The 24,013-nt window shown below is 69.2% G+C and carries 26 protein-coding genes; 12 read left to right on the top strand and 14 right to left on the bottom strand.

Translation table 11 applies throughout. The features are described 5' to 3' along the window. Positions 1-20: 20 nt before the first annotated feature. Positions 21-1,115: a UDP-N-acetylmuramate dehydrogenase gene (locus EGT67_RS07835; protein WP_127915504.1), complete on the bottom strand. Its 1,095-nt coding sequence runs from the start codon at positions 1,113-1,115 to the stop codon at positions 21-23. 23 nt (positions 1,116-1,138) lie between these two features. On the opposite strand from EGT67_RS07835, the gene EGT67_RS07830 reads away from it, so the two are divergent. Genes EGT67_RS07830 through EGT67_RS07820 form a run of 3 tightly spaced genes read left to right on the top strand, consistent with a single transcriptional unit; the run spans position 1,139 to position 2,973 of the window. Then, a complete protein-coding gene (locus EGT67_RS07830) occupies positions 1,139-1,639 on the top strand; it encodes a DUF2505 domain-containing protein (protein WP_127915503.1) in 501 nt (166 codons plus the stop codon). Between the two features lie 48 nt (positions 1,640-1,687). Then, a complete protein-coding gene (locus tag EGT67_RS07825) occupies positions 1,688-2,188 on the top strand; it encodes a DUF2505 domain-containing protein (protein WP_127915502.1) in 501 nt (166 codons plus the stop codon). 5 nt (positions 2,189-2,193) lie between these two features. After that, entirely contained in the window at positions 2,194-2,973 is a 780-nt protein-coding gene (locus EGT67_RS07820) for a class I SAM-dependent methyltransferase (protein ID WP_127915501.1), read from the top strand. 8 nt (positions 2,974-2,981) lie between these two features. Here EGT67_RS07820 and EGT67_RS07815 read toward each other — a convergent pair whose 3' ends face one another. Next, positions 2,982-3,593, bottom strand: coding sequence for a type IV toxin-antitoxin system AbiEi family antitoxin domain-containing protein (locus tag EGT67_RS07815; RefSeq protein WP_127915500.1), 612 nt, complete (start codon positions 3,591-3,593; stop codon positions 2,982-2,984). A gap of 112 nt (positions 3,594-3,705) precedes the next feature. Here EGT67_RS07815 and EGT67_RS07810 point away from each other — a divergent pair, with 112 nt between their 5' ends. Beyond that, a complete protein-coding gene (locus tag EGT67_RS07810; protein WP_127915499.1) occupies positions 3,706-4,476 on the top strand; it encodes an LmeA family phospholipid-binding protein in 771 nt (256 codons plus the stop codon). An 18-nt stretch (positions 4,477-4,494) separates the two neighbouring features. Here the strand turns inward: EGT67_RS07810 and deoC are convergent, their stop codons facing one another. Further along, complete coding sequence (deoC, locus tag EGT67_RS07805) at positions 4,495-5,175, bottom strand: deoxyribose-phosphate aldolase (protein WP_127915498.1); 681 nt, start codon at positions 5,173-5,175, stop codon at positions 4,495-4,497. Between the two features lie 37 nt (positions 5,176-5,212). Between deoC and EGT67_RS07800 the strand changes: the two genes are divergently transcribed. Together EGT67_RS07800 and purU are read left to right on the top strand one after the other, a co-directional pair. After that, on the top strand, positions 5,213-6,055 hold the full coding sequence (locus EGT67_RS07800; RefSeq protein ID WP_127915497.1) for a class I SAM-dependent methyltransferase: 843 nt from the start codon (positions 5,213-5,215) through the stop codon (positions 6,053-6,055). 17 nt (positions 6,056-6,072) lie between these two features. Beyond that, the gene (purU, locus tag EGT67_RS07795) at positions 6,073-6,960 is read left to right on the top strand and encodes a formyltetrahydrofolate deformylase (RefSeq protein ID WP_127915496.1); all 888 of its coding nucleotides are present in this window, start codon (positions 6,073-6,075) and stop codon (positions 6,958-6,960) included. An 18-nt stretch (positions 6,961-6,978) separates the two neighbouring features. Here purU and EGT67_RS07790 read toward each other — a convergent pair whose 3' ends face one another. The 3 genes from EGT67_RS07790 to EGT67_RS07780 all read right to left on the bottom strand — a co-directional run bounded on the left by EGT67_RS07790 (position 6,979) and on the right by EGT67_RS07780 (position 9,763). Continuing rightward, a complete protein-coding gene (locus tag EGT67_RS07790) occupies positions 6,979-8,016 on the bottom strand; it encodes an alpha/beta fold hydrolase (protein WP_127915495.1) in 1,038 nt (345 codons plus the stop codon). Positions 8,017-8,027: 11 nt separating this feature from the next. Further along, on the bottom strand, positions 8,028-8,789 hold the full coding sequence (locus EGT67_RS07785; RefSeq protein WP_127915494.1) for a MerR family transcriptional regulator: 762 nt from the start codon (positions 8,787-8,789) through the stop codon (positions 8,028-8,030). Between the two features lie 89 nt (positions 8,790-8,878). Next, positions 8,879-9,763, bottom strand: coding sequence for an AurF N-oxygenase family protein (locus tag EGT67_RS07780; protein ID WP_241565947.1), 885 nt, complete (start codon positions 9,761-9,763; stop codon positions 8,879-8,881). Positions 9,764-10,078: 315 nt separating this feature from the next. Here EGT67_RS07780 and EGT67_RS07775 point away from each other — a divergent pair, with 315 nt between their 5' ends. After that, positions 10,079-10,657 carry a DUF7822 domain-containing protein gene (locus EGT67_RS07775; RefSeq protein ID WP_127915492.1) on the top strand — a complete coding sequence of 193 codons (579 nt, stop codon included), beginning with the start codon at positions 10,079-10,081 and terminating at the stop codon, positions 10,655-10,657. 10 nt (positions 10,658-10,667) lie between these two features. On the opposite strand, the gene EGT67_RS07770 is transcribed toward EGT67_RS07775, so the two are convergent. The 4 genes from EGT67_RS07770 to EGT67_RS07755 all read right to left on the bottom strand — a co-directional run bounded on the left by EGT67_RS07770 (position 10,668) and on the right by EGT67_RS07755 (position 13,697). Continuing rightward, the gene (locus EGT67_RS07770) at positions 10,668-10,961 is read right to left on the bottom strand and encodes a DUF2516 family protein (RefSeq protein ID WP_127915491.1); all 294 of its coding nucleotides are present in this window, start codon (positions 10,959-10,961) and stop codon (positions 10,668-10,670) included. Between the two features lie 100 nt (positions 10,962-11,061). Beyond that, positions 11,062-11,907: a heparin-binding hemagglutinin gene (locus EGT67_RS07765; protein WP_127915490.1), complete on the bottom strand. Its 846-nt coding sequence runs from the start codon at positions 11,905-11,907 to the stop codon at positions 11,062-11,064. Continuing rightward, positions 11,900-12,382: a helix-turn-helix domain-containing protein gene (locus EGT67_RS07760; protein ID WP_127915489.1), complete on the bottom strand. Its 483-nt coding sequence runs from the start codon at positions 12,380-12,382 to the stop codon at positions 11,900-11,902. The genes EGT67_RS07765 and EGT67_RS07760 overlap by 8 nt, the downstream gene beginning before the upstream one ends. A gap of 103 nt (positions 12,383-12,485) precedes the next feature. Then, positions 12,486-13,697, bottom strand: a complete 1,212-nt coding sequence (locus EGT67_RS07755; RefSeq protein ID WP_164877506.1) for a DUF445 domain-containing protein — start codon at positions 13,695-13,697, stop codon at positions 12,486-12,488. A 235-nt stretch (positions 13,698-13,932) separates the two neighbouring features. Here EGT67_RS07755 and EGT67_RS07750 point away from each other — a divergent pair, with 235 nt between their 5' ends. From EGT67_RS07750 to EGT67_RS07735, 4 genes are all read left to right on the top strand, one after another. Next, the gene (locus EGT67_RS07750; protein ID WP_127915487.1) at positions 13,933-14,676 is read left to right on the top strand and encodes a TetR/AcrR family transcriptional regulator; all 744 of its coding nucleotides are present in this window, start codon (positions 13,933-13,935) and stop codon (positions 14,674-14,676) included. Positions 14,677-14,737: 61 nt separating this feature from the next. After that, the gene (locus tag EGT67_RS07745; protein ID WP_127915486.1) at positions 14,738-15,085 is read left to right on the top strand and encodes a DUF4873 domain-containing protein; all 348 of its coding nucleotides are present in this window, start codon (positions 14,738-14,740) and stop codon (positions 15,083-15,085) included. 74 nt (positions 15,086-15,159) lie between these two features. Beyond that, positions 15,160-16,533: an ABC1 kinase family protein gene (locus tag EGT67_RS07740; protein ID WP_127915485.1), complete on the top strand. Its 1,374-nt coding sequence runs from the start codon at positions 15,160-15,162 to the stop codon at positions 16,531-16,533. Between the two features lie 39 nt (positions 16,534-16,572). Next, positions 16,573-17,436, top strand: coding sequence for a polyphosphate kinase 2 family protein (locus tag EGT67_RS07735; protein ID WP_241565935.1), 864 nt, complete (start codon positions 16,573-16,575; stop codon positions 17,434-17,436). Between the two features lie 25 nt (positions 17,437-17,461). On the opposite strand, the gene EGT67_RS07730 is transcribed toward EGT67_RS07735, so the two are convergent. Both EGT67_RS07730 and EGT67_RS07725 read right to left on the bottom strand, forming a co-directional pair. Then, positions 17,462-17,683 (bottom strand): hypothetical protein, encoded by a 222-nt coding sequence (locus EGT67_RS07730; RefSeq protein ID WP_127915484.1) that lies wholly within the window; start codon positions 17,681-17,683, stop codon positions 17,462-17,464. A 160-nt stretch (positions 17,684-17,843) separates the two neighbouring features. Continuing rightward, the gene (locus EGT67_RS07725) at positions 17,844-18,884 is read right to left on the bottom strand and encodes an NAD(P)-dependent alcohol dehydrogenase (RefSeq protein ID WP_127915483.1); all 1,041 of its coding nucleotides are present in this window, start codon (positions 18,882-18,884) and stop codon (positions 17,844-17,846) included. Positions 18,885-19,069: 185 nt separating this feature from the next. On the opposite strand from EGT67_RS07725, the gene EGT67_RS07720 reads away from it, so the two are divergent. Further along, positions 19,070-20,614: an endoglycoceramidase I gene (locus EGT67_RS07720; RefSeq protein WP_127915482.1), complete on the top strand. Its 1,545-nt coding sequence runs from the start codon at positions 19,070-19,072 to the stop codon at positions 20,612-20,614. Positions 20,615-20,680: 66 nt separating this feature from the next. Here the strand turns inward: EGT67_RS07720 and metE are convergent, their stop codons facing one another. Then, entirely contained in the window at positions 20,681-22,969 is a 2,289-nt protein-coding gene (gene metE / locus EGT67_RS07715) for a 5-methyltetrahydropteroyltriglutamate--homocysteine S-methyltransferase (RefSeq protein ID WP_127915481.1), read from the bottom strand. 115 nt (positions 22,970-23,084) lie between these two features. After that, entirely contained in the window at positions 23,085-23,981 is an 897-nt protein-coding gene (locus tag EGT67_RS07710) for a 3-hydroxybutyryl-CoA dehydrogenase (RefSeq protein WP_127915480.1), read from the bottom strand. Between the last annotated feature and the right edge of the window lie 32 nt (positions 23,982-24,013).

The following is a 24,013-nucleotide window of genomic DNA, read 5'->3' as shown; positions in this document are numbered from 1 at the left end:
CAGGGAACGATCGGACCCGCTCAGATCGTGCAGCCGACGGTGACGGGCTCCGGTTCGAGCCGCACCCCGAACACCGCCTCGACGCCGTCGCGGACGGTGCGGGCCAGTTCGACGAGGTCGCCCGTACTCGCCCGACCGCGGTTGGTGAGCGCGAGAGTGTGCTTGGTGGACAAGCGGACCCGGGACTCGTCCCCCGGGTAGCCCTTGCCGAATCCGGCACGCTCGATGAGCCAGCCGGCCGACAGCTTGGTGCCGGTCTCCCCGGGGAACTGCGGGATCCGCACGTCCGCACCGACCTTCGCCCGGATCGCCTCGAGAATCGTGGGCAGGCTCACGTCCGGGACCACCGGATTGGTGAAGAACGACCCCGCGCTCCACGTGTCGTGGTCGTCGGCGTCGAGCACCATGCCCTTGCCGCGGCGCAGGCCGAGGACCACGTCGCGCACCTCCCCGGTGGGCCGTCGCTCCCCTTCTTCGGCGCCGAGGGCGGACGCCAGTTCCCGGTATGCGAGCGGTGCGCTCGAGCCGTCGGGCCGGACGGTCATCTCGACGGCCAGGACCAGTGCGTCGTCGCGGTGCTTGAGGATGCTGGTGCGGTACCCGAGCCCGAGCTCGGACGGCTCCACCCAGCGCACCTCGCCGGTGGTGCGGTCGAGCAGCTGCACCCGACGCAGCAGCGAACCCACCTCGACGCCGTATGCGCCGACGTTCTGCACCGGCGTCGCGCCAGTCGAGCCGGGGATCCCGGACAGGCACTCGAGGCCGCCGAGGCCGGCCGCGACGGTCTTGGCGACGACGTCGTCCCACACGGCACCGGCCTGGGCCAGCACGGTGTCCTCACCGAGCTCGACGCCGGCGTCGGCCACCCGGACGACCACGCCGTCGAAGCCGTCGTCGGAGATCACCAGGTTGGATCCGCCGCCGAGGATCAGCGTCGGCACGCGGGCGTCATCGAGAGCACGGACGACGTCGACGAGGGTCCGGGTGGACGGGCATTCGGCCAGTACCGCGGCGGGGCCGCCGAGCCGCAGGGTCGTCAGGGTCGCCAGCGGCACCTGCTCGGACAACTGCGCACCGGCCTGCTCGAGGCGCCCCCGGATGAGTGGATCCAACACGTGCAAACGGTAGCGTGCCGTCCATGGCCCGACACATCGAGCATTCCGCGCAATACCCCCATCCGGTCGCGACGCTGCACGCCGCGCTCACCGACGAGCGCTACTGGCACGCCCGCCTGCAGGAGGTCGGCGGACCGGGCGCGAAGCTCGACGAGGTGACGCTCGGCGACGGCACGGTCGCCGTCGCGATGACGCAGTCCGTCCCCGCCGAGCACCTGCCGGCGATGGTCACCAAGGTCCGCCCGGGTGACCTGATCATCAAGCGCACCGAATCGTGGGGTCCGCTACACGGCGACCGCGCCGAGGGCACCTTCTCGGCGGAGGTCGAGGGCGCCCCCGGGCAGCTTCGCGGCACCATGACGCTGACCGCCGACGGCGACGGATCGCTGCTGGTCATGGAGGGTGAGGTGGAGGTCAAGCTGCCGCTCATCGGCGGCAAGGTCGAGTCCGTCATCGCCGGGCAGGTCCTCGAACTGCTCGACGCCGAGGAGGACTTCACGGGCCAGTGGACGGCGTCGAAGTAGTCGGCACTTTCGCCAACGGGCGGGCCACCGACCGGTAATCTGCCGGTCATGGCCCGTCGCATCGACTATTCCGCCAGGTTCGACCACCCTGCCGAGAAGGTGTACGCCGCGCTCAGCGACCGGGACTACTGGGAGGCGCGGATGGAGGAGATGCGCAAGTACTCCGAGAACCACGTCGAGACCCTCACTGTCACCGACGACGGCATCGACCTGGTGCTGCACCACGTGCTGCCGCGCAAGGACCTGCCGGAGATCGCGCAGACCGTGCTGAAGAAGGATCTGATCATCACCCGCAGGGAGAAGTACACGCCGTTCGGGGAGCCGGTGACCGGCACCTACGAGGCGTCGATCCCCGCCGGGCCGGGCAGCCTCACCGGGACGATCGAGTTGTTCACCACCGACACCGGGTGCACGCTGCGCACGTCGTCGGAGGCGAAGGTGTTCCTCCCGTTCGTCGGCGGCAAGCTCGAACAGCTGATGCTGGTGAACCTGGTCGACCTGTTCCGGACCGAGGCCGAGGTCACCGCCGCCTGGCTCGCGCAGCAGTAACCGGCGTGCGTGAGGGCAAACCCGACGGCGTCATCACCCGCGGAACCACGGGTATCAATCGGCTGCGCCGCAGCGACCGCTGGCTCGTCCACAGCCCGGTCGTGGCGCGCACGCTGCGCGATGCCCCCGACCCGCTGATCGTCGACCTCGGCTACGGCGCGATGCCGGTCACGACGTACGAGCTGGCCGCCCGCCTCCGCACGGTCCGCCCCGACGTCCGCGTCGTCGGGCTCGAGATCGACCCGGACCGGGTGGTCGAGGGCCGTGACGGTGTCAGCTTCGCGCGCGGCGGGTTCGAGCTCGCCGGCCTGCGCCCCACCCTGATCCGCGCGTTCAACGTCCTGCGGCAGTACCCGGAGGACGCCGTCGACCACGCGTGGGGTCGGCTGCGCGACGGGCTCGCGCCGGGCGGCCTGATCGTCGACGGCACGTGCGACGAACTGGGCCGACGGTGCGCGTGGGTGCTGCTCGATCGCCGCGGACCGCGGTCCCTGACCCTCGCGTGGGACCCGTTCGGCGTGGACCGGCCCAGCGACATCGCCGAACGTCTACCCAAGGCCCTCATCCACCGGAACGTGCCGGGCGAGCGGATCCACGATCTGCTGGTGACCGCCGACCGGGCGTGGGCGACCTCCGCGGGACTGGCCCCGTTCGGTCCGCGGATCCGCTGGCGGGAGGCGCTGCGCCAGCTGGCCGAGCAGGGTGTGCCCGTCGCGCCGCAGCGGCGTCGGATCCGCGATTGCGTGCTGACGGTGCCGTGGAGTTACGTCGAGCCCGGGCGTTAGTCGGGCAGCTACCGGCACGACCCCAGCGCGTGCTCGATGCGCTCGGCCACCTGCTGCGGCCGACCCTCGCACTGGGCGCGCAGCGCCTCGGGGTCGATACGGCCGATCGCGACGCCGTCGCTGACGACCTCGTCGAACAGGTCCTGCGCGATGCCGCCGGACGCGAGGTCCACCGCGGTGCACAGCGGGGTGGTGATGCCGAAGGTTCCGGCCAGTTCGTAGTCCTGGGCGCGGATCTCCCGACGGTGCAGTGCGAGCCGACGGGTGGGCGCGGGGGCGCACTCCGCCGTCGACAGGTGCACGAAACTCGGGTGCAGGTGGCCGAGACCGTGTAGTTCGGCCGCGCTCTGGTGGGACACCACCGCGGCCCCCTCAAACCACGCGCACCACTTGGCGTACTCCTCGAGGTCGCTGCGAGGGAACGCGGCGAGGCGGAACAGATCCCGTTCGATCCGCAACCAGGACCCCTCGGCCAGGCGGCCGCCGATATCCTCGGCAGTGCAACCAAGACGCAGCGCCTGCCCGGTCGTGAAATACCCCGCTTGCCGGAGCGCAAGACGGCGCAGATCCTCTCCCGCCTCCGGAGTCGGTTCGCGCCGCGGATCTGTCCAGCCCGCCATGCAGTCACCCTAGCCCCGCACTGTGCCGCGGATCACACTTTTGGCGCCGAGGTATCCATACCGAGTCCTCATTCACAGAAACCGCTCAGAGTATTGCTGGACAATTCCTGTCATGTCGGCCTCAGTGAACGCACCCCAGAAGCCCACGGCCCCAAAGCCCAAACGGCGCAAGGCACTCGTGATCTCCCTGATCGTGGTCGCGGCACTCGTCGTCGCGGCGATCGGCGGCGAGCTGTTCGTCCGCCAGCGCGCGACCAGCTGCATGGAGTCGCAGTTCCAGAGCCAACTCGGGTCCCAGGTGGACGTCGGCCTCAGCTGGAAGCCGGTCCTGCTGCAGATGACGGGCAAGAGCATTCCCTACGTGACCATCGACAGCGCCGGTGCATCGTTCGGCCCGGCGCAGGGCATGCAGGTCCACGCCCGCGCCAACGATATCGAGGTGAAGGACTCCCCCGACAGCAGCGGCACGATCGGCAGCTCGACGGCCGACGTCACGTGGAAGACCGACGGCATCCTCGCGACCATTCAGTCGCAGACGCTGGGCAACATGGTCACCTCCGTGACCCCCGACCCCGCCGCGGGGACGCTGAAGTTCGCCGTCGGCCCCGCGGGCCTCGCCGATCTGACGGTCCGCCCGACCGTGCAGGACGGGCAGGTCAAGGTCGAGACCGTCGGCGCCGAGATCCTCGGCCTGGGGCTGCCGACCGCACTGGTCGACGGCATCGTGCAGACCCTCACCGACAGCCTGCAGCAGTACCCGCTGGGCATGGCGCCCACGTCGCTGACCGTGACCGACGACGCGATCGAGATGCACCTCGAGGGCGGTCAGTACGTGATGCCGCCGCAGGATCCGAACGCGCAGTCCGGCTGCAGCCTCCTGTAGCCGGAGGCGTCGGAACCGTCAGGACTGGTCCGGGAGCCCGTCGAGGACGGCGCGCGTGCGGGACAGTCCCAGCCGGGTGGCGCCGGCGGCGATCATCGCCAGCGCGTCGTCCGCGGTCCGGATGCCGCCGCTGGCCTTGACGCCGAGGCGCCCGCCCACGGTCTCCGCCATCAATCGCACGGCGTGCACGCTCGCGCCGCCCGCCGGATGGAAGCCGGTGGAGGTCTTGACGAAGTTCGCCCCGGCCCGTGCCGCGGCCCGGCACGTCTCGACGATCGCCTCGTCGCTCAGCGCGGCCGACTCGATGATCACCTTGAGCACTGGCCCCGGGCCGATCGCCTCGCGAACGGTCAGCACGTCGGCGAGCACCGCGTTGTACTCGCCGGCGACCGCGGCGCCGATGTCGATCACCATGTCGACCTCGGCGGCGCCCTGGTCGACCGCGAGCCGCGCCTCGGCGCCCTTGACCAGCGAATGATGCTTGCCCGACGGGAAGCCCACCACGGTCGCGAGCACCGGCCCGTGCGGGTCGTCGATCCGCAGCGGCAGCATCGACGGCGACACGCACACCGCGTACACCCCCAGCTCCCGGGCCTCGGCGACGAGGGTGCGGGCGTCGGCGTCCGAGGCGGCCGGATCGAGCAGCGTGTGGTCGATCATGGCGGCGACGTGGGAACGACTGAGCGCGATGTCGGACATGCCTCGAAGCTTGGCACAGCTCGCTAGCATCGGTCGCATGGCCGACCGGAGCGCCGAGGAGATCGCCGCGACCTTCGACGCGGCAGCCGCCGACTTCGACCGGGTGTCCGCCGACGTGTGGGGCCCGACCGGGCAGTGCCTGGTGTTCCAGGCGGGGCTGCGGCCCGGGGACGCCGTCCTCGACGTCGGCAGCGGGACCGGGGCGTCGGCCCTGCCCGCGGCGGCCGCGGTCGGCCCGACCGGTCTGGTGCACGCGATCGACCTGTCCGACGCGATGCTCGAGCGCGGCCGGGTGAAGGCGTCGGACCGGGCGCTGCTCAACATCGAGTTCGTGTGCGCCGACGCCACCACGTGGGAGGCGCCGAGCACCGTGCCCGACGCCGGCTACGACGCGCTGATCAGCTCGTACGCGGTGTTCTTCCTGCCGGAGATGGACGACGCGTTCGCGCGCCTGCTGACGTTGGTCCGCCCCGGGGGCACCGTCGGGGTGACGGCCTGGCAGCAGACGGCGCTGCGCGAGTACGCGACGACGTACCTCGACGCCCTCGGCCCGTACCTGGCCGAACCGCTGCCGGACCGGACCCACGAGATGGAACCGGCGCAGCGCATCGACACCCCCGACAAGCTGCGCGCGTGGCTCGTCGCGGCCGGTACCGAGGCGGTGGAGGTGCGTGAGCTGCCGATCCTGATCCCGGCGACGGAGGAGTTCTGCTGGAACTTCGTGCTGGGCAGCGGTTTGCGCGCGACCCTGTCGGACCTGGCACCGGACGTCGTCGCGCGGGTCCGGGCCGACTTCATGGGCCTGATCACCGATCGCGGGCTGCACACCGTCGACGCGACGACGCTCGTCGGCACGGCGAGGGTCGTCGGATTTCCGTGACCTGAGAGACTGGGGCCATGAGTTCCGCTGCCTCGACCGACGACCGTCGTTACGTTCTGTCTCTGGGTTGCCCCGACCGCACCGGCATCGTGGCCCGTATTTCCGCGTTCCTCGCCGAGATCGGCGGGTGGATCGTCGAGGCCGCGTACCACGCCGACGCGGACACCGGCTGGTTCTTCACCCGGCAGGCGGTGCGGGCGTCGTCGATCAGCCTGAGCCTCGAGGAGATGCGGGAGCGGTTCGCGGCCGTCGCCGCGGAGCTGGGCCCCGAGACCGAGTGGACGCTCACCGACACCGGCGAGCGCAAGCGGGTCGTGCTGCTCGTCAGCAAGGAAGGCCACTGCCTGCACGACATCCTCGGCCGCGTCGCCGCCGGTGAACTGCAGTGCGAGATCGCCGCCGTCATCGGCAACCACCCGGACCTCGAGCGGGTCACCAAGCGGCACGGCGTCGACTTCCACTACGTCTCGTTCCCGAAGGATCCGGCCGAGCGGGGCCCCGCGTTCGAGCAGGTCCGCAAGCTCGTCGACGCGCACGACCCGCACGCGGTGGTGCTGGCCCGCTTCATGCAGGTCCTGCCGCCCGAGCTGTGCGAGCACTGGGCCGGACGCGCGATCAACATCCACCACAGCTTCCTGCCGTCGTTCGTCGGCGCCCGCCCCTACCACCAGGCGTTCACGCGCGGTGTGAAGCTGATCGGCGCCACCTGCCACTACGTGACCGCGGAACTCGACGCCGGCCCGATCATCGAGCAGGACGTCATCCGGGTCGACCACACCGATCAGGTCGCGGACATGGTCCGGCAGGGCCGGGACATCGAGAAGCTGGTGCTGGCGCGCGGTCTGCGGTGGCACCTGGAGGACCGCGTCCAGGTGCACGGCCGCAAGACCGTCGTCTTCAGCTGAGCCCGGCGCCGCGGCCCGTCAGTTCAGGCCGCGCAGCCGTTCGACCTCGGCGTTGAAGTCGGCGACGGCCTCCACCGACGTCATGTGGCCGATGCCCTTGAGCACGATCAATCGCTCCAGGTTGTCGGCGTCGTCGAGGACCTGCGCGACGCGTCTGGCGTGCGACGGCGGGGTGAGCCGGTCCGCGGTGCCCACCAGCACCGTGGTCGGCACCGTCAGGTTCTTCAGTCCGTCCCTGATGTCGAGGGTGCTCAGCGCCGCGCCCCATCCCCCGCGGGTCCGGGGGTGGCACTCGCTCACGATGCGGCCGCAGAACGCGACCTCGGCGGGCGTCGAACCGGGCGCCAGCGCGATGTACTTGATCGCCCGGGTGGCCATCGGGGACGCGGGCATCGGCATCGCCGAGCCGAGGATCGCCCGGCCCACCGGCACCGGGACCCGCGGAAAGCGCGGCGGTAGTGGGATGACGGTCGTCTCGGCGACCAGGCTGTCGGTGCCGGTGCTGGCCAGCAACACCGAGTGGGCGTAGCGGTCGACCTGCTCGGGGTACTTGCCCGCCCACGCGACGATGCTCATGCCGCCCATGCTGTGCCCGACGATCTCGGCCTTACGTCCGTCGCGCACGGTCGCGGTGATGACGGCGGCCAGGTCGTCGGCCAGGACCTCGGGGCTCAGCGGGGTGGACCCGATCCCGCTGCGGCCGTGTCCGCGCTGGTCGTAGGTGATGACGCGGTACTTCTCGGCGAGCGCGTTGACCTGCGGATTCCAGAAGTCGGCCGAGCACGTCCAGCCGTGGCTGAGCACGATCGCGTCGGCGTCGGGCGGACCGTAGGCCCGCACGTGGAGCTCGGTGCCGTCGGCCGAGACGACCGGGACGATCTCCGGCTCGAGCCCGGGGGTCGCGAACACCGCCGACGCCTCTGCCTGGTCGTCACGCGCCGCCGCGGTCCTCGGCGCCGACCGGCCGCGCGCGACGACCACCGCCGCTGCCGTCGCACCGGCGACACCGATCAACGTCCACAGCCCCTTCCGGGACTTCCGTTCACTCACTGCCACTCCCCTGTTCGCTAGCCGGCGCGCGTCGAGTCAGCCTCGGGCGCAACCTGTTCGAGCTGACTCGCGGCCTTCGCGAGCGCCTTCGAGATCTGTTCCTCCATCGCCTCCGAGAACAGGGCGTGCACCGCGTCGTGCGCGAGCGGACGCACCTGGTTCACCAGGGCCGCGACCTCGGACACCTTCGCCTCGTCGAGCTCGAGCGTCCCGCCCTCGGGGGCGAGGTAGCGGTCGGAGACGAGTTCGACGAATCGGGCGGCGACGTCGCCGAGATCGCGGCGCACCGCCTCGGTCTGCTCGAGGATGTCGGACAACGGCACGCCCGCGTCGACGAGCACCTGCGCGGCCTCCATCAGCCGCGGGTTGGCCACCGAGTAGTCCTTGCCGGCCTTCGCGAGGACCCCGAGCTGCGTGCCGAGGGCGATGTTGGCCTCGGTGGTCTGGTCGCCGAACATGCGGCGCAGCTCCGACATGGTCAGCTTCGCGGCGCGGCGGTACTTCTTCCACCTTCCGCCCGGATCGTCGGTCTCGAGGACGTCGCGCACCTGCAGGCCGTACTGGGCGGCGGTGAGCAGTTCGCTGATCGTGGCGAAGGTGTAACCGCGGTCGAGCATCCGGCCGATCAGGTTGAGCCGCGCGAGATGGGACTCGTTGTACCAACCGGCCCGACCCTCCCGGCGCGGCGGGGGCAGCAGGCCCCGATCCTGGTAGACCCGCACATTCCGCACACTGACGCCGGCCTCGCGCGCGAGGTCGTCGATGCGGTACTCCGTCATGTTCCGCCTTCCCCACTGGAACCGCGACGACGTCGGCGGTTCCGGCGCGGTCGACGGCGTGGGAAATTCTATCGCGGTGAGGGTCGGCACTAGATGATGTGCGCGCGGCGCAGCAGGAGCTTCGACGGTCCGCCGACGAGTCCGCACTCGTCGAGGAACTCGATCGTCTTGCGGGAGGCCTCGCGGATCATCGCGTGATAGTGCCCGTTGGTCTTCGCGGCCCGCTTGGCCTCCTCGACGTCCAGTCCGGCGGCCGCGTAGACCTGCTCGTTCACCAGGCACGTGACGATGAAGTACGCGGACGAGCCGAGGATCAGCCGCTGGTAGGCGAGCTTGCGCCGCGACAGGTTCCACACGCGGCGCACCGTCTCCTCGCGGGCGAACTTGATGTGACGCGCTTCCTCGAGGACATGGATCTTGCTGACGGTCCGGGTGATCGGCTGGACGCGCTCGTCCTTCATGAAGTCACGCTGCATCATGTCGAGGATCTCCTCGGCGAACAGCGTGCCCCCGTACGCGAGGGAGCCGGACGCGGTGGCCTTGAACAGGCGTGCGGCGTTCCGGATCCACTTCTTGGGCCGATACGACGGGATCCCGAACCGCTGCGCCGAGCGCGCGAACATCGTCGAGTGCCGGCACTCGTCGGCGATCTCGTTGAGCGCGAACTGCACGTGCGGGGTGGACGGGTCGTGCGAATAGATGTCGCGCAGCAGCATCTGCATGAGGATCATCTCGAACCAGATGCCGGTGCCGGCGACGCTCGCGGCCTCGTGCTTGGTGAGGGTGATCCGCTGCTCCTCGGTCATCCGATCCCACAACTCGGTGCCGTACAGGCTGCACCACTCGGGGGTCATGCCGTACAGGCCCGCGGGGATCGGGGCCTCCCAGTCGACCTCGACGAGCGGGTCGTACGACTTGCGGGCCGCCGAGGCGAGCAGCCGGGCCGCGGTGTCCTGCCGGTCCCCCACGCGCATATGTCGACCCGTCGGGAGTCCGATGGACTCGCCGGACTTCCCGCGATGCGCGTTCGGATGGGTGATCGACATCGTCAACTCCTGCTCGGCCGGGCGCTCGGGCGAGTCGCGTCCACGCAGGTCACGGCCCGGAAATCGGAGGCAGCTCGGGCCCGTTTCAGGCCCGAATCGACGATAACACTGTCACAATGACCGTTGTCAAGGTTTATCTGTAACTTCGCGTCACGCCACGCGGACGATCGGCAGCCGGGTCGGTCCGGTGGCAGTCTCTTCTCACGACTGGGCCGACCCGCGCGCCCTCGACAGGAGACATTCGTGGCCAACCGCAGCTACCTCTACACGACGTCCTTCGCACCGGACGGAGATGCGCCGCGCACCCCCGCCGACCGCGTCTCGGGGATCTCGGAGTGGCCGTACGCGATTCCACTGGTCTTCCGCATCCTGGTGTCGGCGGACCCGCGGCCCTGCCGATCGCTCATCTGGACCGACCACCCGGACCCGATCGCGATCAGCGCCCGGTGCGCCCCGGGCATCGACCGGCTCGGGCGGTTCCTGGCGCGGATCGATCACCCGAGCCTCGGCTCGTCGGCCGACGACGCCATGACCTTCCTCCGCGAACACACGGAACCCGACGGCTGGTTCGTCCTCGAGTGCGGCGAGATCTTCGACATGGACGACGAACCGCTCGGCGACCAGAACACGCGCACGATCGGGGAGCTCGCCGATATCGACACCGAGATCGAGGCGACACTGGCCGGCCTCGCACCCACGAAGCCGAACTTCTGGCAGAGGATCTTCGGGCCCGCACCGGAGAGCGTCGAGGCGCCCATCCGCGAACTCGGACTGGGTTACTGGTCCGACACCCTCTACTTCGACCTCGGCGACAGGCGGTAGCTGCCGGCAGCTACCAACGCGGGCCGCGCTGGATGTCGTCGACGCGCGGGCGGACGTCGACGAGGTAGACACACACGGCCACCACCGCGATGAGCCCGAGCATGTGGACCGGCCCGAACAGGAAGATCACCAGCAGGGACGCGACCAGGATGCCGAGCCAGATCGGTTTGGTCAGCTTGTCCACGGCGGTGAACGCATCCTTGCGCTGACGCACCGCATGGAAGACCGCGAACACTGCCGCAGCGAGTGCGAGCATCTGCAGCGCGAACAGGATCAGCCCGGTGATGCCGTGAACGTTGAACACGCCTCCATCCTACGAACCCGACCGGCACACGCGCAGGCCCCCGCGCAACGGATTGCGCGGGGGCCGATCCCCGATGGTGGTGCGTGCGATCAGTTCCCGATCAGTTGGTGGCCTTCTTCGCCGGGGCCTTCTTGGCGGCGGGCGCCTTCTTGGCCGCCGCAGCCGTGGTGGTCTTCGCCGGTGCAGCCTTCTTGGCCGGGGCCTTCTTGGCGGCCGGCTTCGGGGCCGGAGCAGCCTTGGGGGCGGCGGCCTCGACACGCTCGGCGGCGGCGGCGGACGTCGACTCGGCGCGCTCACCCGCGGCCTCGACACGGCCGGCGACGGAATCGCCGGTCTCGGACAGCCGCTCGGCGACGTTGTCGCTCGTCTCCGAGAGCACCACGGCGGCCTCGTCGGCGACGTCGCTGATACGGCCGGCGGCGCGCCCGGCGAGCTTCGCGGCCTGCTCGCCAACGGCGCGGGTCTGACGTGCGACGGTGCCGAGCGCCTCCTCGGTCAGCTCGACGGCGTCGCCGAAGGCGGCCTCGGCGCGCTCGATCTGCTCCTCGACGGCGGGCTGCCGGCGGATGCGCTCGACAGCCTCCTCGCCGCGCTCGGCGAGCGCGACGTACAGGTCGGACGCAACCTTGAGGTACGCCTCGGCGACCTTGCGCAGCTCCTCGGAGGTGAACCGCTCGCGCAGCTCGGCGAGCTCCTCGGGAAGCTCGGACGGCAGTGCGGCGAGGCGCTCGCGCAGCTGCTCGACGCCCTCGGACACCTCGCCCGGCAGGTTGGCCCAGCGCTCGCGGGCCTCGTCGAGGCGGCCGGACATGTCGGTGTTCGTGTTCTCGGCGCGCGCCCGCACCTGGGACACGACGTCGGCGACGGCCTGGACGACCAGGTCGCCGGTGCCGACGGCGGCGTAGAACGGCGTCTTCACGTTCTCGATGAATTTCGGATCAGTCATTCTCGGATCTCCTGTCGAGTGGATCTGCGATCTCGTGCTCTTCTTCGTCCGAGCCAGCCATACCCCCCGGGGCCTGAACGGCGGTTTCGGACTGTTGCGGGTCGTTCTCCCGACAGAACGACTCGTAGATCTCGAGCAGCACCTGCTTCTGGCGTTCGGTGATGGCACCGTCGGCCAGCAGGGCATCCCGGACCGGGCTGTGCGGGCGCTTCTCGAGGATCCCGGCCTGCATGTACAGAACCTCGGACGAGACCCGGAGCCCCTTCGCGATCTGCGCGAGGACGTCGGCGGACGGCTTGCGCAGCCCGCGCTCGATCTGGCTCAGGTAGGGATTGCTGACGCCGGCGAGTTGGGCGAGCTGGCGCAATGAGACCTGCGCGGCTTCCCGCTGCGAGCGAATGAAACTGCCGATGTCCTGAGCGGCGCCGGCGACAACGCGTGCCGCACCACTCATGTCGTCGGGCTCGTCGACCATCAGTACTCCCTGTTCCGTATGCAAATCCCACGGTAGAACAGGGTGCTAACTATTGCAAGCACTCTTGTTAGCACGTGACCGGGGGCACCCCGGACCCGACCGGTCAGGCGAACAGCAGCTCCGAGATCGTGTAGATCGCCAGGCCCGCGAGGGCACCGACGACGGTGCCGTTGATGCGGATGAACTGCAGATCCCGGCCCACCTGGAGCTCGATCTTGCGACTCGCCTCCTCGGCGTCCCACCGCTGCACCGTCTCGGTGATGACCGCGGTGATCTCGTCGGTGTAGTTCTCGGCCACGTAGCGCGTTCCGGACAGCAGCCAGCCGTCGACCTTGGCGCGCATCTCGTCGTCGTCGCGCAGGCGCTCGCCGAACGCGACGACGTTCTCGGCGACCTTGCGGCGCAGCGTGCTGTTCGGGTCGTCGACGGATTCCATGATGAGCCGCTTGGCCACCCGCCACGTCGCGGCGGCGAGGCCGGTGATCTCCTCGCGCCCCATGATCTCGGCCTTGATCGACTCGGCCTTCGCGATGGTCGCGGGATCGTTCTGCAGGTCGTCGGCGAAGTCGATCAGGAAGCGGTTGGCGGCGAGGCGCACCTCGTGCTCGGGGTTCGACCGCACCTTCCACGTGAACTCGACGAGTTCGCGATAGATCTTCTCGCCGAGCATCGCGTCGACGAACTTGGGCGACCACGACGGCGAGTCCCGGCTGATGATCCGGTCGATCGTGTCCTGGCTGTTCAGCGCCCATTGGTGCGCACGCTCCGCGAGCAGGTCCAGCAGCGGCAGCTGACGGTTCTCGCGCAGCAGTTCGGCGAGCACCTTGCCGATCGGCGGACCCCAGTCGGGTTCGGCGATCCGCCGGACGATGGTGTTGTCGATGATGGCGGTGATGTCGTCGTCCTTGAGCACCTCGACCACGCCGCGCAGCACCGTCGCGGTCTCCGCGGCCACCCGCTGCGCATGGGCGGGTTCGGCCATCCACGTCCCGACGCGCAGCGGAATCTGCGCGTTCTCGACCTTCGCCGAGACGACGTCGGGGGCGAGGAAGTTGTCGCCGACGAAGCTGCTCAGGCTCTCGCCGAGCTGATCCTTCTTGCGCTTGATGATCGCGGTGTGCGGGATCTTCAGCCCGAGCGGGTGCCGGAACAACGCGGTCACCGCGAACCAGTCGGCCAACGCGCCGACCATGCCGGCCTCCGACGCCGCACGCACGTACCCGACCCACGCGCCGGCGCCGCGGCTCTCCTGCCACCGGCAGAACAGGTAGACGACGGTCGCGAAGACCAGGAACCCGGTCGCGACCGCCTTCATCCGCCGCAGTTCGCGGCGCTTGGTGGCGTCGTCGAAGACACCGGCGAACGCCGAGGGCCCCTCGGACGCCGGAGGCCGTGGCCGGGCCCGGCGCGCGGGCTGCACGGGTGACTGTTCGGACTGCACTGGCTGCACACCCGTCATTGTGCCGAAATCCGTGGTCGGACCGCGGAGATAGACATCACCCCAGCCCCGCGCGCCGATTAAGCTGATCTTCTGGATCAACCCCGAACGGATGTGGCGAACCCCAGTGCCGAAGCAAAGCGCAGATCTGCAGCAGACAACCGAAGAGACGACCGCCAAGAGCGAGAAGCCCGACGGCCGCAAGCGTCGCTGGCGCGAACACAAGATCGCCCGCCGCGAGGAGTTGGTCGACGGCACGATCGCCGCCATCCGCGCCCGGGGCCGCGACATCGGGATGGACGACATCGCGTCGGAGATCGGCGTCTCCAAGACGGTGCTGTACCGGTACTTCACCGACAAGAACGACCTCACGAGCGCGACGATGATGCGCTACGTCGAGACGATCCTGGCTCCGCGCATGTACGAGGCGATTGGCGAAGACCTCGACGAGTACGACCTCACCCGCGTCGCGATCTCCGCGTACGTCGAGACCGTCGCGGCGGATCCCGAGGTGTACCTGTACGTGATGGCGAACAGTTCGGGGCCCAACCGCGACGTGGTCGCCGACTCCGAGCGCATGATCGCCGAACTGCTGGCGACGGTCCTCGGCGAGCGGCTGCGCAGCATGGACATGGACTCCGGCGGCTCGGTGCCGTGGGCGTACGGCGTCGTCGGGGCGGTGCAGTTGGCGACGCACTGGTGGATCTCGAACCAGTCGATGTCGACGGACGACCTCATCGACTACCTCGTGATGATGACGTGGGGCGGCATCTCCGGCATCGCGGCGTCCAACGGTTCGCCATCGCGGTTCAAGTCGGTGCCGCATCCGCTGCGCGAGCAGGCTCCGGAGGACTAGTCCCGAACCGGCACCGCCGTCCACATCTTGTGTAACTTCCGGTAACAAGTATTCTGGCGGTGTGACCGACTTCACCGACGAGCACGACGAACCGACCGGCTACCGGGGGCCCGCCCACGTCACCGTCGGGCAGCACCCCGCGGTGATCGTCGACGTGGAACTGTCCGGCAACTTCGAGCCGATCAGCGGCCGGTTCGTGTGGCGCGGACGGGTCCGGGAGCTCACGCACGCCCTCGGCGGCGGCGTCGACGTCTCCGCGGGCACCGAACTGGCCGTCGCCACCCCGGACGGGTCCGGCGTGGCCCGGGTCAGCGGCACCGACCTGTGGGGCAGTCACATGGTCGACGGGGTAACGCGTCCCCCGTTCCCGATGCGCGACGATCTGGAGAACACCGACGGGCTGCTCTAGTGTGACCCGCGGCATGCAGCCGCAGCCCGACTCACGCCGTAGTCCGTCGTCACCGCCCGCCCCGGAGGTCTTCGTTGGCCGACAACGTCCCCACGTCCCGCCTCGTGCGCGGCTCCAAGCTCGGGCAGGTCGCCGCGGGCCGCGCCATCCGGGACGCCGGCACCCGGATGTCGATGATCGGCCGTTCGGAACAGGTCCGTGCCCGGCTGGCGGAGAAGTCCGCGATCGCCGCGGCCGACCAACTGGTCACCGTCCTGGGCGGCATGAAGGGCGTGGCGATGAAGCTGGGCCAGATGCTGTCGATCCTCGACCTCGACCTGGTCCCCGAGGATCATCGGGAAGAGTTCCAGCGCAAGCTCGCCGCGCTGCGCGACCAGGCCCCGACCGTGCCCTTCGACACGATGCGCGGCGTGATCGAGGCCGACTACGGGCGCCCGCTCGCCGAGGTGTTCGCGGACTTCGACGCCGAGGCCGTCGCGGCCGCGTCGATCGGTCAGGTGTACCGGGCCCGGTTGCACGACGGTCGTGACGTCGCGGTCAAGGTGCAGTATCCGGGGATCGATGCCGCGATCCGGGCCGACTTGAAGAACCTGACGATGTTCCTGAAGATCTGGAAGTCGACGGTTCCCACACTGTCCACCCCCGCACTGCTGAACGAACTGCGGCTGAACTTCGAGGGCGAACTCGAGTACGAGCGCGAGGCCCGCACCCAGCACGAGATCGCGCAACTGTATGCCGGCCACCCGTTCATCGCCGTTCCCGACAGCATCCCCGAGCTCAGCACCCGTCGGGTACTGGTGAGTGAGTTCTTCGGCGGCACCGGGTTCGCCGGGATCCGCGCGCTCCCCCAGGAGGAGCGAAACCGCGTCGGCGAGATCATCTTCCGCTTCTACATCGGGTCGCTGTACCGGTACCACGAGTTCTGCGGGGATCCGCATCCCGGCAACGTGCTGCTGGGCGCCGACGGCCGGGTCGGATTCGTCGACTTCGGCCTGTTCAACCGGATGGACGCCAAGCACGTCGAGTTCGAGAAGCTGTGCCTGCGCGCGGCGACCGAGGAACGCCGCGACGACCTCTACGCACTCATGGTGCGGCGCGGCGTCATCGCCCCCGACTCCGACGTGACCCCCGACGAGTGCCTCCAGTACGTGTACGCCGCCGCCGAGTGGAATCTCGTGGACGAGCGAATCGCGATCACCCCCGAGATGGCGAGCACCGGGTTCCTGCTCGCCATCGACCCGCGGGCGTCGGACTTCTCGGGCATGAAGGGGCAGAACCTCCCGCCCGAGCATCTGTTCTCTCGCCGGGCCGACTTCCTCACCTTCGGCGTCCTGGGCCAGCTCGACGCGAGCGCCAACTGGCACCGCATCGGCCGGGAGTGGGTGTACGGCGAGCCGCCCGCGACCGAACTCGGTGTCGCAGAGGAACACTGGCGACTCGGCCGCTGAATCCTTCCCCGCCCGCGGGCCGTGTGGCACAGTCGGTGCATGGCAGCGGACGGGCACGACAAACTGTGGAAGATGCCGACGGTCGAGGCGCTGCGGGCCGGGCCGCACACCAAGGTCTCGAAGATCGACCCCAAGGCGACGCCCGGCTTCGTCGGCAACAAGGCCGACGGGGAGCGCCTGCTCGAGGAGCGCGGCGCGGTGCTGTCCGCGCTGCAGGAGAAGCTCTACGCAAACGGCCGCTCGGGCGACAAGCGTTCGGTGCTGCTGATCCTGCAGGGCATGGACACCGCCGGTAAGGGCGGCATGGTCCGGCACGTCATCGGGCACGTCGATCCGCAGGGCGTCGACCACGCGGCGTTCGGGGTGCCGACGCCCGAGGAGAAGCGGCACCACTACCTGTGGCGCATCAACAAGGCGCTACCCCGCGGCGGGCAACTCGGTGTCTTCGACCGGTCGCACTACGAGGACGTCCTGGTGGTGCGGGTGCACAACCTGGTGCCGCCGGACGTGTGGAACGGCCGCTACGAGGAGATCAACCAGTTCGAGCGCGAGCTGGTCAACAACGGGACGACCATCGTGAAGGTCGCGATGTTCGTCTCGCTCGACGAGCAGAAGCAGCGGTTGGCGGAGCGACTCGAGCGCCGCGACAAGTTCTGGAAGTACAACCCCGGCGACGTCTCGGAGCGGGCCCTGTGGCCGCAGTACCAGGAGGCGTATCAGGCCATGCTGGACAAGACGTCCACCACGCACGCGCCGTGGTACGTCGTGCCGTGCGATCGCAAGTGGTACAGCCGAATCGCGGTGACGGAGCTGTTGATCGACGCGCTCGAGCAACTCGACCTGGACTGGCCACCGGCCGAGTTCGACATCGAGGTCGAGAAGGAGCGCCTGGCCCGGTCCTGACCTCGACGCCCGGACGGCATCGGCGTCAGAGCATGTGCGGCGTGCTGTGATGCATCTTGTGATCGTGGTGGGTGACGCCCCCGAAGATCGCGGCGGACGACGCGAACGCCGTCAGGGACGCGAGTCCGGCGATCACCGCCCAGCCCGCGAATCCACCGCCGGCGGCCACCAGGAACAACCCCAGCGTGGCGATGCCGACCAGCGCCAACCCGTAACCGGCCCATCCGGCGAAGTCGTTGACGGTCATCTGCGACTCCCTCCTCGAATGCGACGTAGAGGTCCGTGACACGCACGCTACGCCCCACTGACGCGGTGCGCGAGTAACCGACCGGTCGACGCTGCTCCCGACCTGACCCGCCGCCCGCGCGATCGCGTCCGCGGGAGGTCAGTTCGGGGAGCGGGCAGCGTCAGAAGGTGGCGGCGTCGATCACGAAGCGGTAGCGCACGTCGCTGGCGACGACGCGGTCGTAGGCCTCGTTGATCCGGTCGGCGGAGATCAGTTCGATCTCGGCCCCGATCCCGTGCTCGGCACAGAAGTCCAGCATCTCCTGGGTCTGCGGGATCCCGCCGACGAGCGATCCGGCGAGGCTGCGACGGTTCTTGAGCAGCGAGAATCCGCGCACGCTGATCGGGTTCTCGGGCAGGCCGAGTTCCACCAGGGTGCCGTTCACGGCCAGCATCGACAGGTACCGGTCCATGTCGAGGTTGACGGAGACGGTGTTGAGGATCAGGTCGAACTGCCCGCGCAGCGCCTTGAACGTCTCCTTCTCGGCGGTGGCGTAGTAGTGGTCGGCGCCGAAGCGCAGGCCGTCGTCCTTCTTGCTCAGCGACTGGCTCAGCACGGTCACCTCGGCACCCATCGCGTGCGCGATCTTGACGCCGACGTGACCCAGGCCGCCCATCCCGACGATGGCGACCTTCTTGCCGGGGCCGGCGCCCCAGTGCGCGAGCGGCGAGTACAGGGTGATGCCGGCGCACAGCAGCGGTGCCGCGACGTCGAGCGCCAGACCGTCCGGGATGGACAGCACGAAGTCCTCGTCCACGACGATGTGCGTGGAATAGCCACCGGCCGTGCGCTTTCCGTCACGCCCGACGGTGTTGTAGGTGTCGACGACGCCGTTCTCGCAGTACTGCTCCTCGCCGGCCTCGCAACTCGGGCAGGTGCGGCACGAGTCGACGAAGCAGCCGACACCCACCCGGTCCCCTACCGAGTAGCGGGAGACCTCGGCCCCGACCTCGGCGACGATTCCGGCGATCTCGTGGCCGGGCACCACCGGGTACGAGGTGCCACCCCACTCGTTGCGGGCGGTGTGGATGTCGGAGTGACAGATACCCGCGTACTTGATCTCGATGAGCACGTCGCGGGGGCCGACGGCGCGGCGTTCGATGGTGGTCTTCTCGAGGGGACCGTCGGCGGAGTTCGCCGCGTAGGCGGAAGCGGTAAGCATCCCCCATGCCTACCCGGTACTCGGGAACACACGCAACGGACCCCCTGCGACCTGCACGGACGAATCGGACCGTTCCATCCGAAATCGCCCGCACGCTCGATTCGTCCGCCTAGCATCTCCGCAACTGAACACATGTCCACATCTCCATCCGGAAGTTGCTCACACGACGTGAACCGAGGGATCGAATGTGCAAATACCGTGTTGCGTTCGTCGCGGCGATAGCCGCGTTCTCCGTCGCCGCCCTGCCCGCCGCAGCGGCGACGCCACCGCCCGCCCCGATCACCGCCCTGCACGCCGACGGCACCGCACTGATCGACGGCTACGGGCGCACCGTGCTGCTGCACGGCGTCAACAACGTCGACAAGGATGCGCCGTACTTGCCGGCGGGTGAGACCCTGACGCCGCAGGACATCGACATCCTCGTCCGACACGGCTTCAACACCGTCCGCCTCGGGACGTCGTTCGACGCGCTGATGCCCCAGCGTGGACAGCTCGACGAGGCATACCTCGACCGGATCACCGGGGTCGTCGACGCGCTGACCGCCCGCGGCATCCATGTCCTGCTCGACAACCACCAGGACGGCCTCTCGAAACCGTGGGGCGGCAACGGCTTCCCCACGTGGTCCATCGAGTCCCGGCCCCAGGAGTGGGAGCCGAACCCGAGCTTCCCGCTCTTCTATCTGATGCCGAGCATGAACGCCGGCTGGGACGAGGTGTGGAACAACACGCACGGCGCACTCGACTACCTCGGCACCGCCCTCGGCGCACTGGCGGCGCGAGTCGAGGGCAAGCCGGGCGTGATGGGTATCGAGCTCCTGAACGAGCCGTGGCCGGGGTCGCGCTTCCTGTCCTGCTTCCCGAACGGGTGCCCGGACTTCGACCGCACGTACCATGCCGCGATGCAGAAGCTGACGGACGCCGTCCGCGCGCAGAACCCCACGATGCCGGTGTACTGGGAGCCCAACGTCACGTGGAACCAGATGATGCCGTCGAATCTGTTCAACCCGCCTCGGACACCAGCTGTCGCCGGTCCCGACACGGTCTTCGCCCCGCACGACTACTGCATCCCCAGCCAGCTCGCGATCTACCTCGGGTTGCCACAGGAACTGCGCACACTGTGCGGCCCGCAGCAGGACCTGACGTGGTCCAACATCGACGCGATCACCGAGCGCGCGAACATCCCGACGGTGGTCACCGAGTTCGGCGACGGCGATCCGACGGTGCTGAAGAACACGCTCGCCCGAGCGGACGAACGCTTCATCGGCTGGCAGTACTGGCATTTCGGTGCCGGGAACGCCACCGACCCGTTCCTCGGCGACGTGGGACGGCAGCTCGTGCGCACGTATCCACAGGCCACGGCCGGTGAACCCGGGCGGATGCTGTTCGACGCCGACAACGGGGACTTCGCGTACCGCTACACCCCGCGGGCCTCGACGAAGCCGACCGAGATCTTCGTCTCGGATCTGCACTACCCGGACGGCTACGAGGTGCAGGTCGACGGCGGCCAGGTCACCTCGGCCGCGGGCGCGCGGATCGTCACCGTCGTCGCCGACGGCAGCGGCCCGGTCACCGTCAAGATCAACCGTCCGGGCTCGCCGGGCGCCGAGGTGCCGGACGGGCCGATCACCACCGGATCGTCCGGCAGCTCCGAAGGTTCCGGCGGATCGAGCAGTTCCGGCAGCACCGGATCGCTCGGCAGCAGCGGGTCGCTCGGCAGCAGCGGGTCCTAGAACACAGCTCACCGGGATCGGATCCGCAGACGATCCGATCCCGGTGAGCTGCAAGGGTCGACGTGCCTACCCCTGCGCGGCACGCCGCCGTAGTCGCCGGGCCGCCGCGACGAGGTTGCGCAGCGACGGCTCGAGCTGCCAGTAGTGGCGGGTCTTGAGCCCGCCGTCGGGGTTCGCCCACAGCCGGTCGAGGTCCACCGACTCGGCGGCCTCGGTGAGCAGGGCGTCGAGTTCGTCGATGTCGGGGATCCGCGCCGAACGGCTTTCGTACACACCGGGTCCGACGCCGTGCGTGAGCGCCTTCTCCTTGATCGCCTCGAGCACCCAGCCGATCGAGCGGGTCGCGACGATCGCCGTGACGTCGGCGTCGAGTCGCTCGATCGCTTCGACGACCGACCGCTGGCCCGAGTAGGTGAGGTGGGTGTGGATCTGCGTCGCCGGCTTGGCGCCACCCGTCGCGAGCCGGAACGCGTCGACCGCCCAGTCGAGATACTCCTTGCGCCCGGTCTCCCGGAGCGGCAACAGTTCCCGGATGGCCGGCTCGTCGACCTGGATGATCGCGATGCCCGCCGCCTCGAGATCGGCGATCTCGTCGCGGATGGCGAGCGCCAACTGGTCGGCGGTCTCGTGCAGCGGCTGATCCTGACGCACGAACGAGCGCGCCAGCATCGTCACCGGACCGGTGAGCATGCCCTTGACCGGCTTGTCGGTGAGCGACTGCGCGTACGAGATCCACTCGACCGTCATCGGCTTCGGGCGGCGGATGTCGCCGTACAGCACCGGCGGACGGGTACAGCGCGAGCCGTACGCCTGCACCCAGCCGTTGTGGGTGAACGCGTAGCCCTCGAGCAGTTCCGCGAAGTACTGCACCATGTCGTTGCGCTCGTGCTCGCCGTGGACGAACACGTCCAGGCCGATGTCCTCCTGCAACGCGATCGTCTTCGCGATCTCGTCCTGGATCCGCTTGTAGTACTCGTCCCAGTCGAGGCGCCCCTCGCCCAGTTCGTAACGGGCCTGGCGGATCTCGTTCGTCTGAGGGAACGATCCCAGCGTCGTCGCGGGCACGGGCGGCAGGTTCAGTCGCGCCTGCTGCGCGATCCGGCGCTCCTCGTACGGGGCGCGGACGCGGTCCTCGGGCGTGATCGCGTTGACCCGGGAACGGACGTCGTGCTTCTGCTTGAAGTGCACCGACGTCGGCTTCTTGCGCCACCGCTCCGATGGCCCCTCGGTGAGGGCCTTCGCGAGCGAGACCACCTCGCCCACCTTCTGCTTCGCGAACGCGAGACGGTCGGCGACGTCGCCGGGCATGTCGTACTCCATGAGCACGTCGTACGGGACGTGCAGCAGCGAGCACGACGTCGAGACGACCAGATCCGGGGTGACGTCCTTGATCTGGTTGAGGTAGGTGAGCGTGTTGAACCGGTCCACCCGCCACACGTTGCGGCCGTCGACGATGCCCGCGTAGATCCGCTTGCGCCGGATGCCGGGCACCTTCGCCAGTTCCTCGGCGGTGATGCGGCCGTTGACCAGGTCCAGGCCGAGCGCCTCGACGGGGGTAGCGGCGAGGATCGGCAACGCCTCCCCCAGCGACCCGTACGGTCCGGTGACGAGGATGCGCGGCCGCAGCGGCGCGTGCGCGAGATCCTCGTACGCGCGGCCGAGGGCCGCGAGTTCCTGCGGGGCGCGGTCCTCGGTGAAGCACGGCTCGTCCAGCTGGACGCACGTCGCGCCGGCCTTCGCGAGCTGCGCGAACAACTTCTCGTACTCGGGCAGCAGCCGGTCGAGCAGGTCGAGCGTCGCGAAGCCCTCCTCGGTGGATCCGGGCGCGATCTTCGACAGCAGCAGCAGCGAGACCGGGCCGAGGACCACCGGACGCAGTTCGATGCCCATCGCCTTCGCGCGTTCGAACTCGTCGAGCAGTGTCTCCGAATGCAGTTCGAACGTCGAGGTCTCGGACAGCTCGGGCTGACGGTAGTAGTAGTTGGTGCCGAAGAAGCGCACCAGCTCGAGCGGCGGGAAGTCGGGCCGGCCGCGAGCCATCGTGAAGTAGAAGTCGAGCGGGTCGAGTTCGCTCTCGAGCGGGGTGAAGCGCTCGGGGACCGCGCCGAACAGCAGCGCGTTGTCGAGCACGTGGTCGTAGTACGAGAACGTGTTGCCGGGAACCTGGGTCAACCCGGTGGCGGCCAACTCGCTCCAGGTCTGCTCCTGCAGTTCCCGTGCGACGGAGACGAGTTCGGCCTTGCTGCCGGTGCCGTGCCAGTAGGCCTCGAGCGCCCTCTTGAGTTCACGACGGGACCCGATGCGGGGGTATCCGAGGACGCTGGATCCGTACCCGGCGGTGTTTGCGGCGGACATGCGGATCGACCTTTCCCTTCAAGCGCCTCGCGCCCGTGCGCCTTGTCCGCTGCCGAGGGTGCGGAGAAGGCACACGGGCGCCGAGAAGCTGGCTGGTGTTGCCGTAAAGTGCTGTCTAGCTTGCCTTCTTGGTGACACGGCCATTGTCGGCGTATTCGTAGAAGCCGGCACCCGACTTCTTGCCGACGAGCCCTGCCTCGACCATCCGCAGCAGCAGTGGCGGGGCCGAGTACAGCGGCTCCTTGAACTCCTCGTACATCGAGTCGGCGATCGACTTGACGGTGTCAAGTCCCACCAGATCGGTCAGCGCGAGCGGACCCATCGGGTGCGCACATCCGAGCACCATCGCCTTGTCGACGTCTTCCTTGGTGGCGAAGCCGGACTCCACCATGCGGATCGCGGAGAGCAGGTACGGAACGAGCAGCGCGTTGACGACGAAACCGGACCGGTCCGCCGACCGCACGACCTGCTTGCCCAGCAGTTCACTCGCGAAGGCCTCCGCTCGCGCGGACACCGCGGGGCTGGTCTTGAGCGTGGTGACCAGCTCGACGAGCGGGAGGACGGGCACCGGGTTGAAGAAGTGCATGCCGATCACGCGCTCCGGCGCCTTGGTCGCGATGCCCAGCTTCATGATCGGGATCGAGGAGGTGTTCGAGGCGAGCACCGCGTCCGGATCCGTCACGATCGAATCGAGTTCGGTGAAGATCTCGCTCTTGATCTTCTCGTCCTCGACGACGGCCTCCACTACGAGCTGCCGGTCGGCGAAGTCACCGAGGTCGGAGGTGAAGCGCAGCCGCCAGGCGGCCTGCTCCCGCTCGCGTTCGGTGATCTTGCCACTGCTCACTCCGCGATCGAGCGAGCGCAGGATGCGTGAACGCCCTGCCGCCGCGAGTTCGCGGGTCTGCTCGAACACCAGCACGTCGACGTGTGCACGGGCGCACACCTCGGCGATTCCGGAACCCATGATGCCGGCGCCGATCACGCCGACGCGCTGAATCTTTTCGCTGGTCACGTCAGCTCCTTTTCGGAAGTGGAGGTCGGATC

The organism is Prescottella agglutinans, from assembly GCF_004011865.1.
Classification (GTDB): Bacteria; Actinomycetota; Actinomycetes; order Mycobacteriales; family Mycobacteriaceae; genus Prescottella; species Prescottella agglutinans.
Note: the sequence above shows the minus strand (reverse complement) of the source record. Positions and strands in the feature narration are given on the sequence as shown.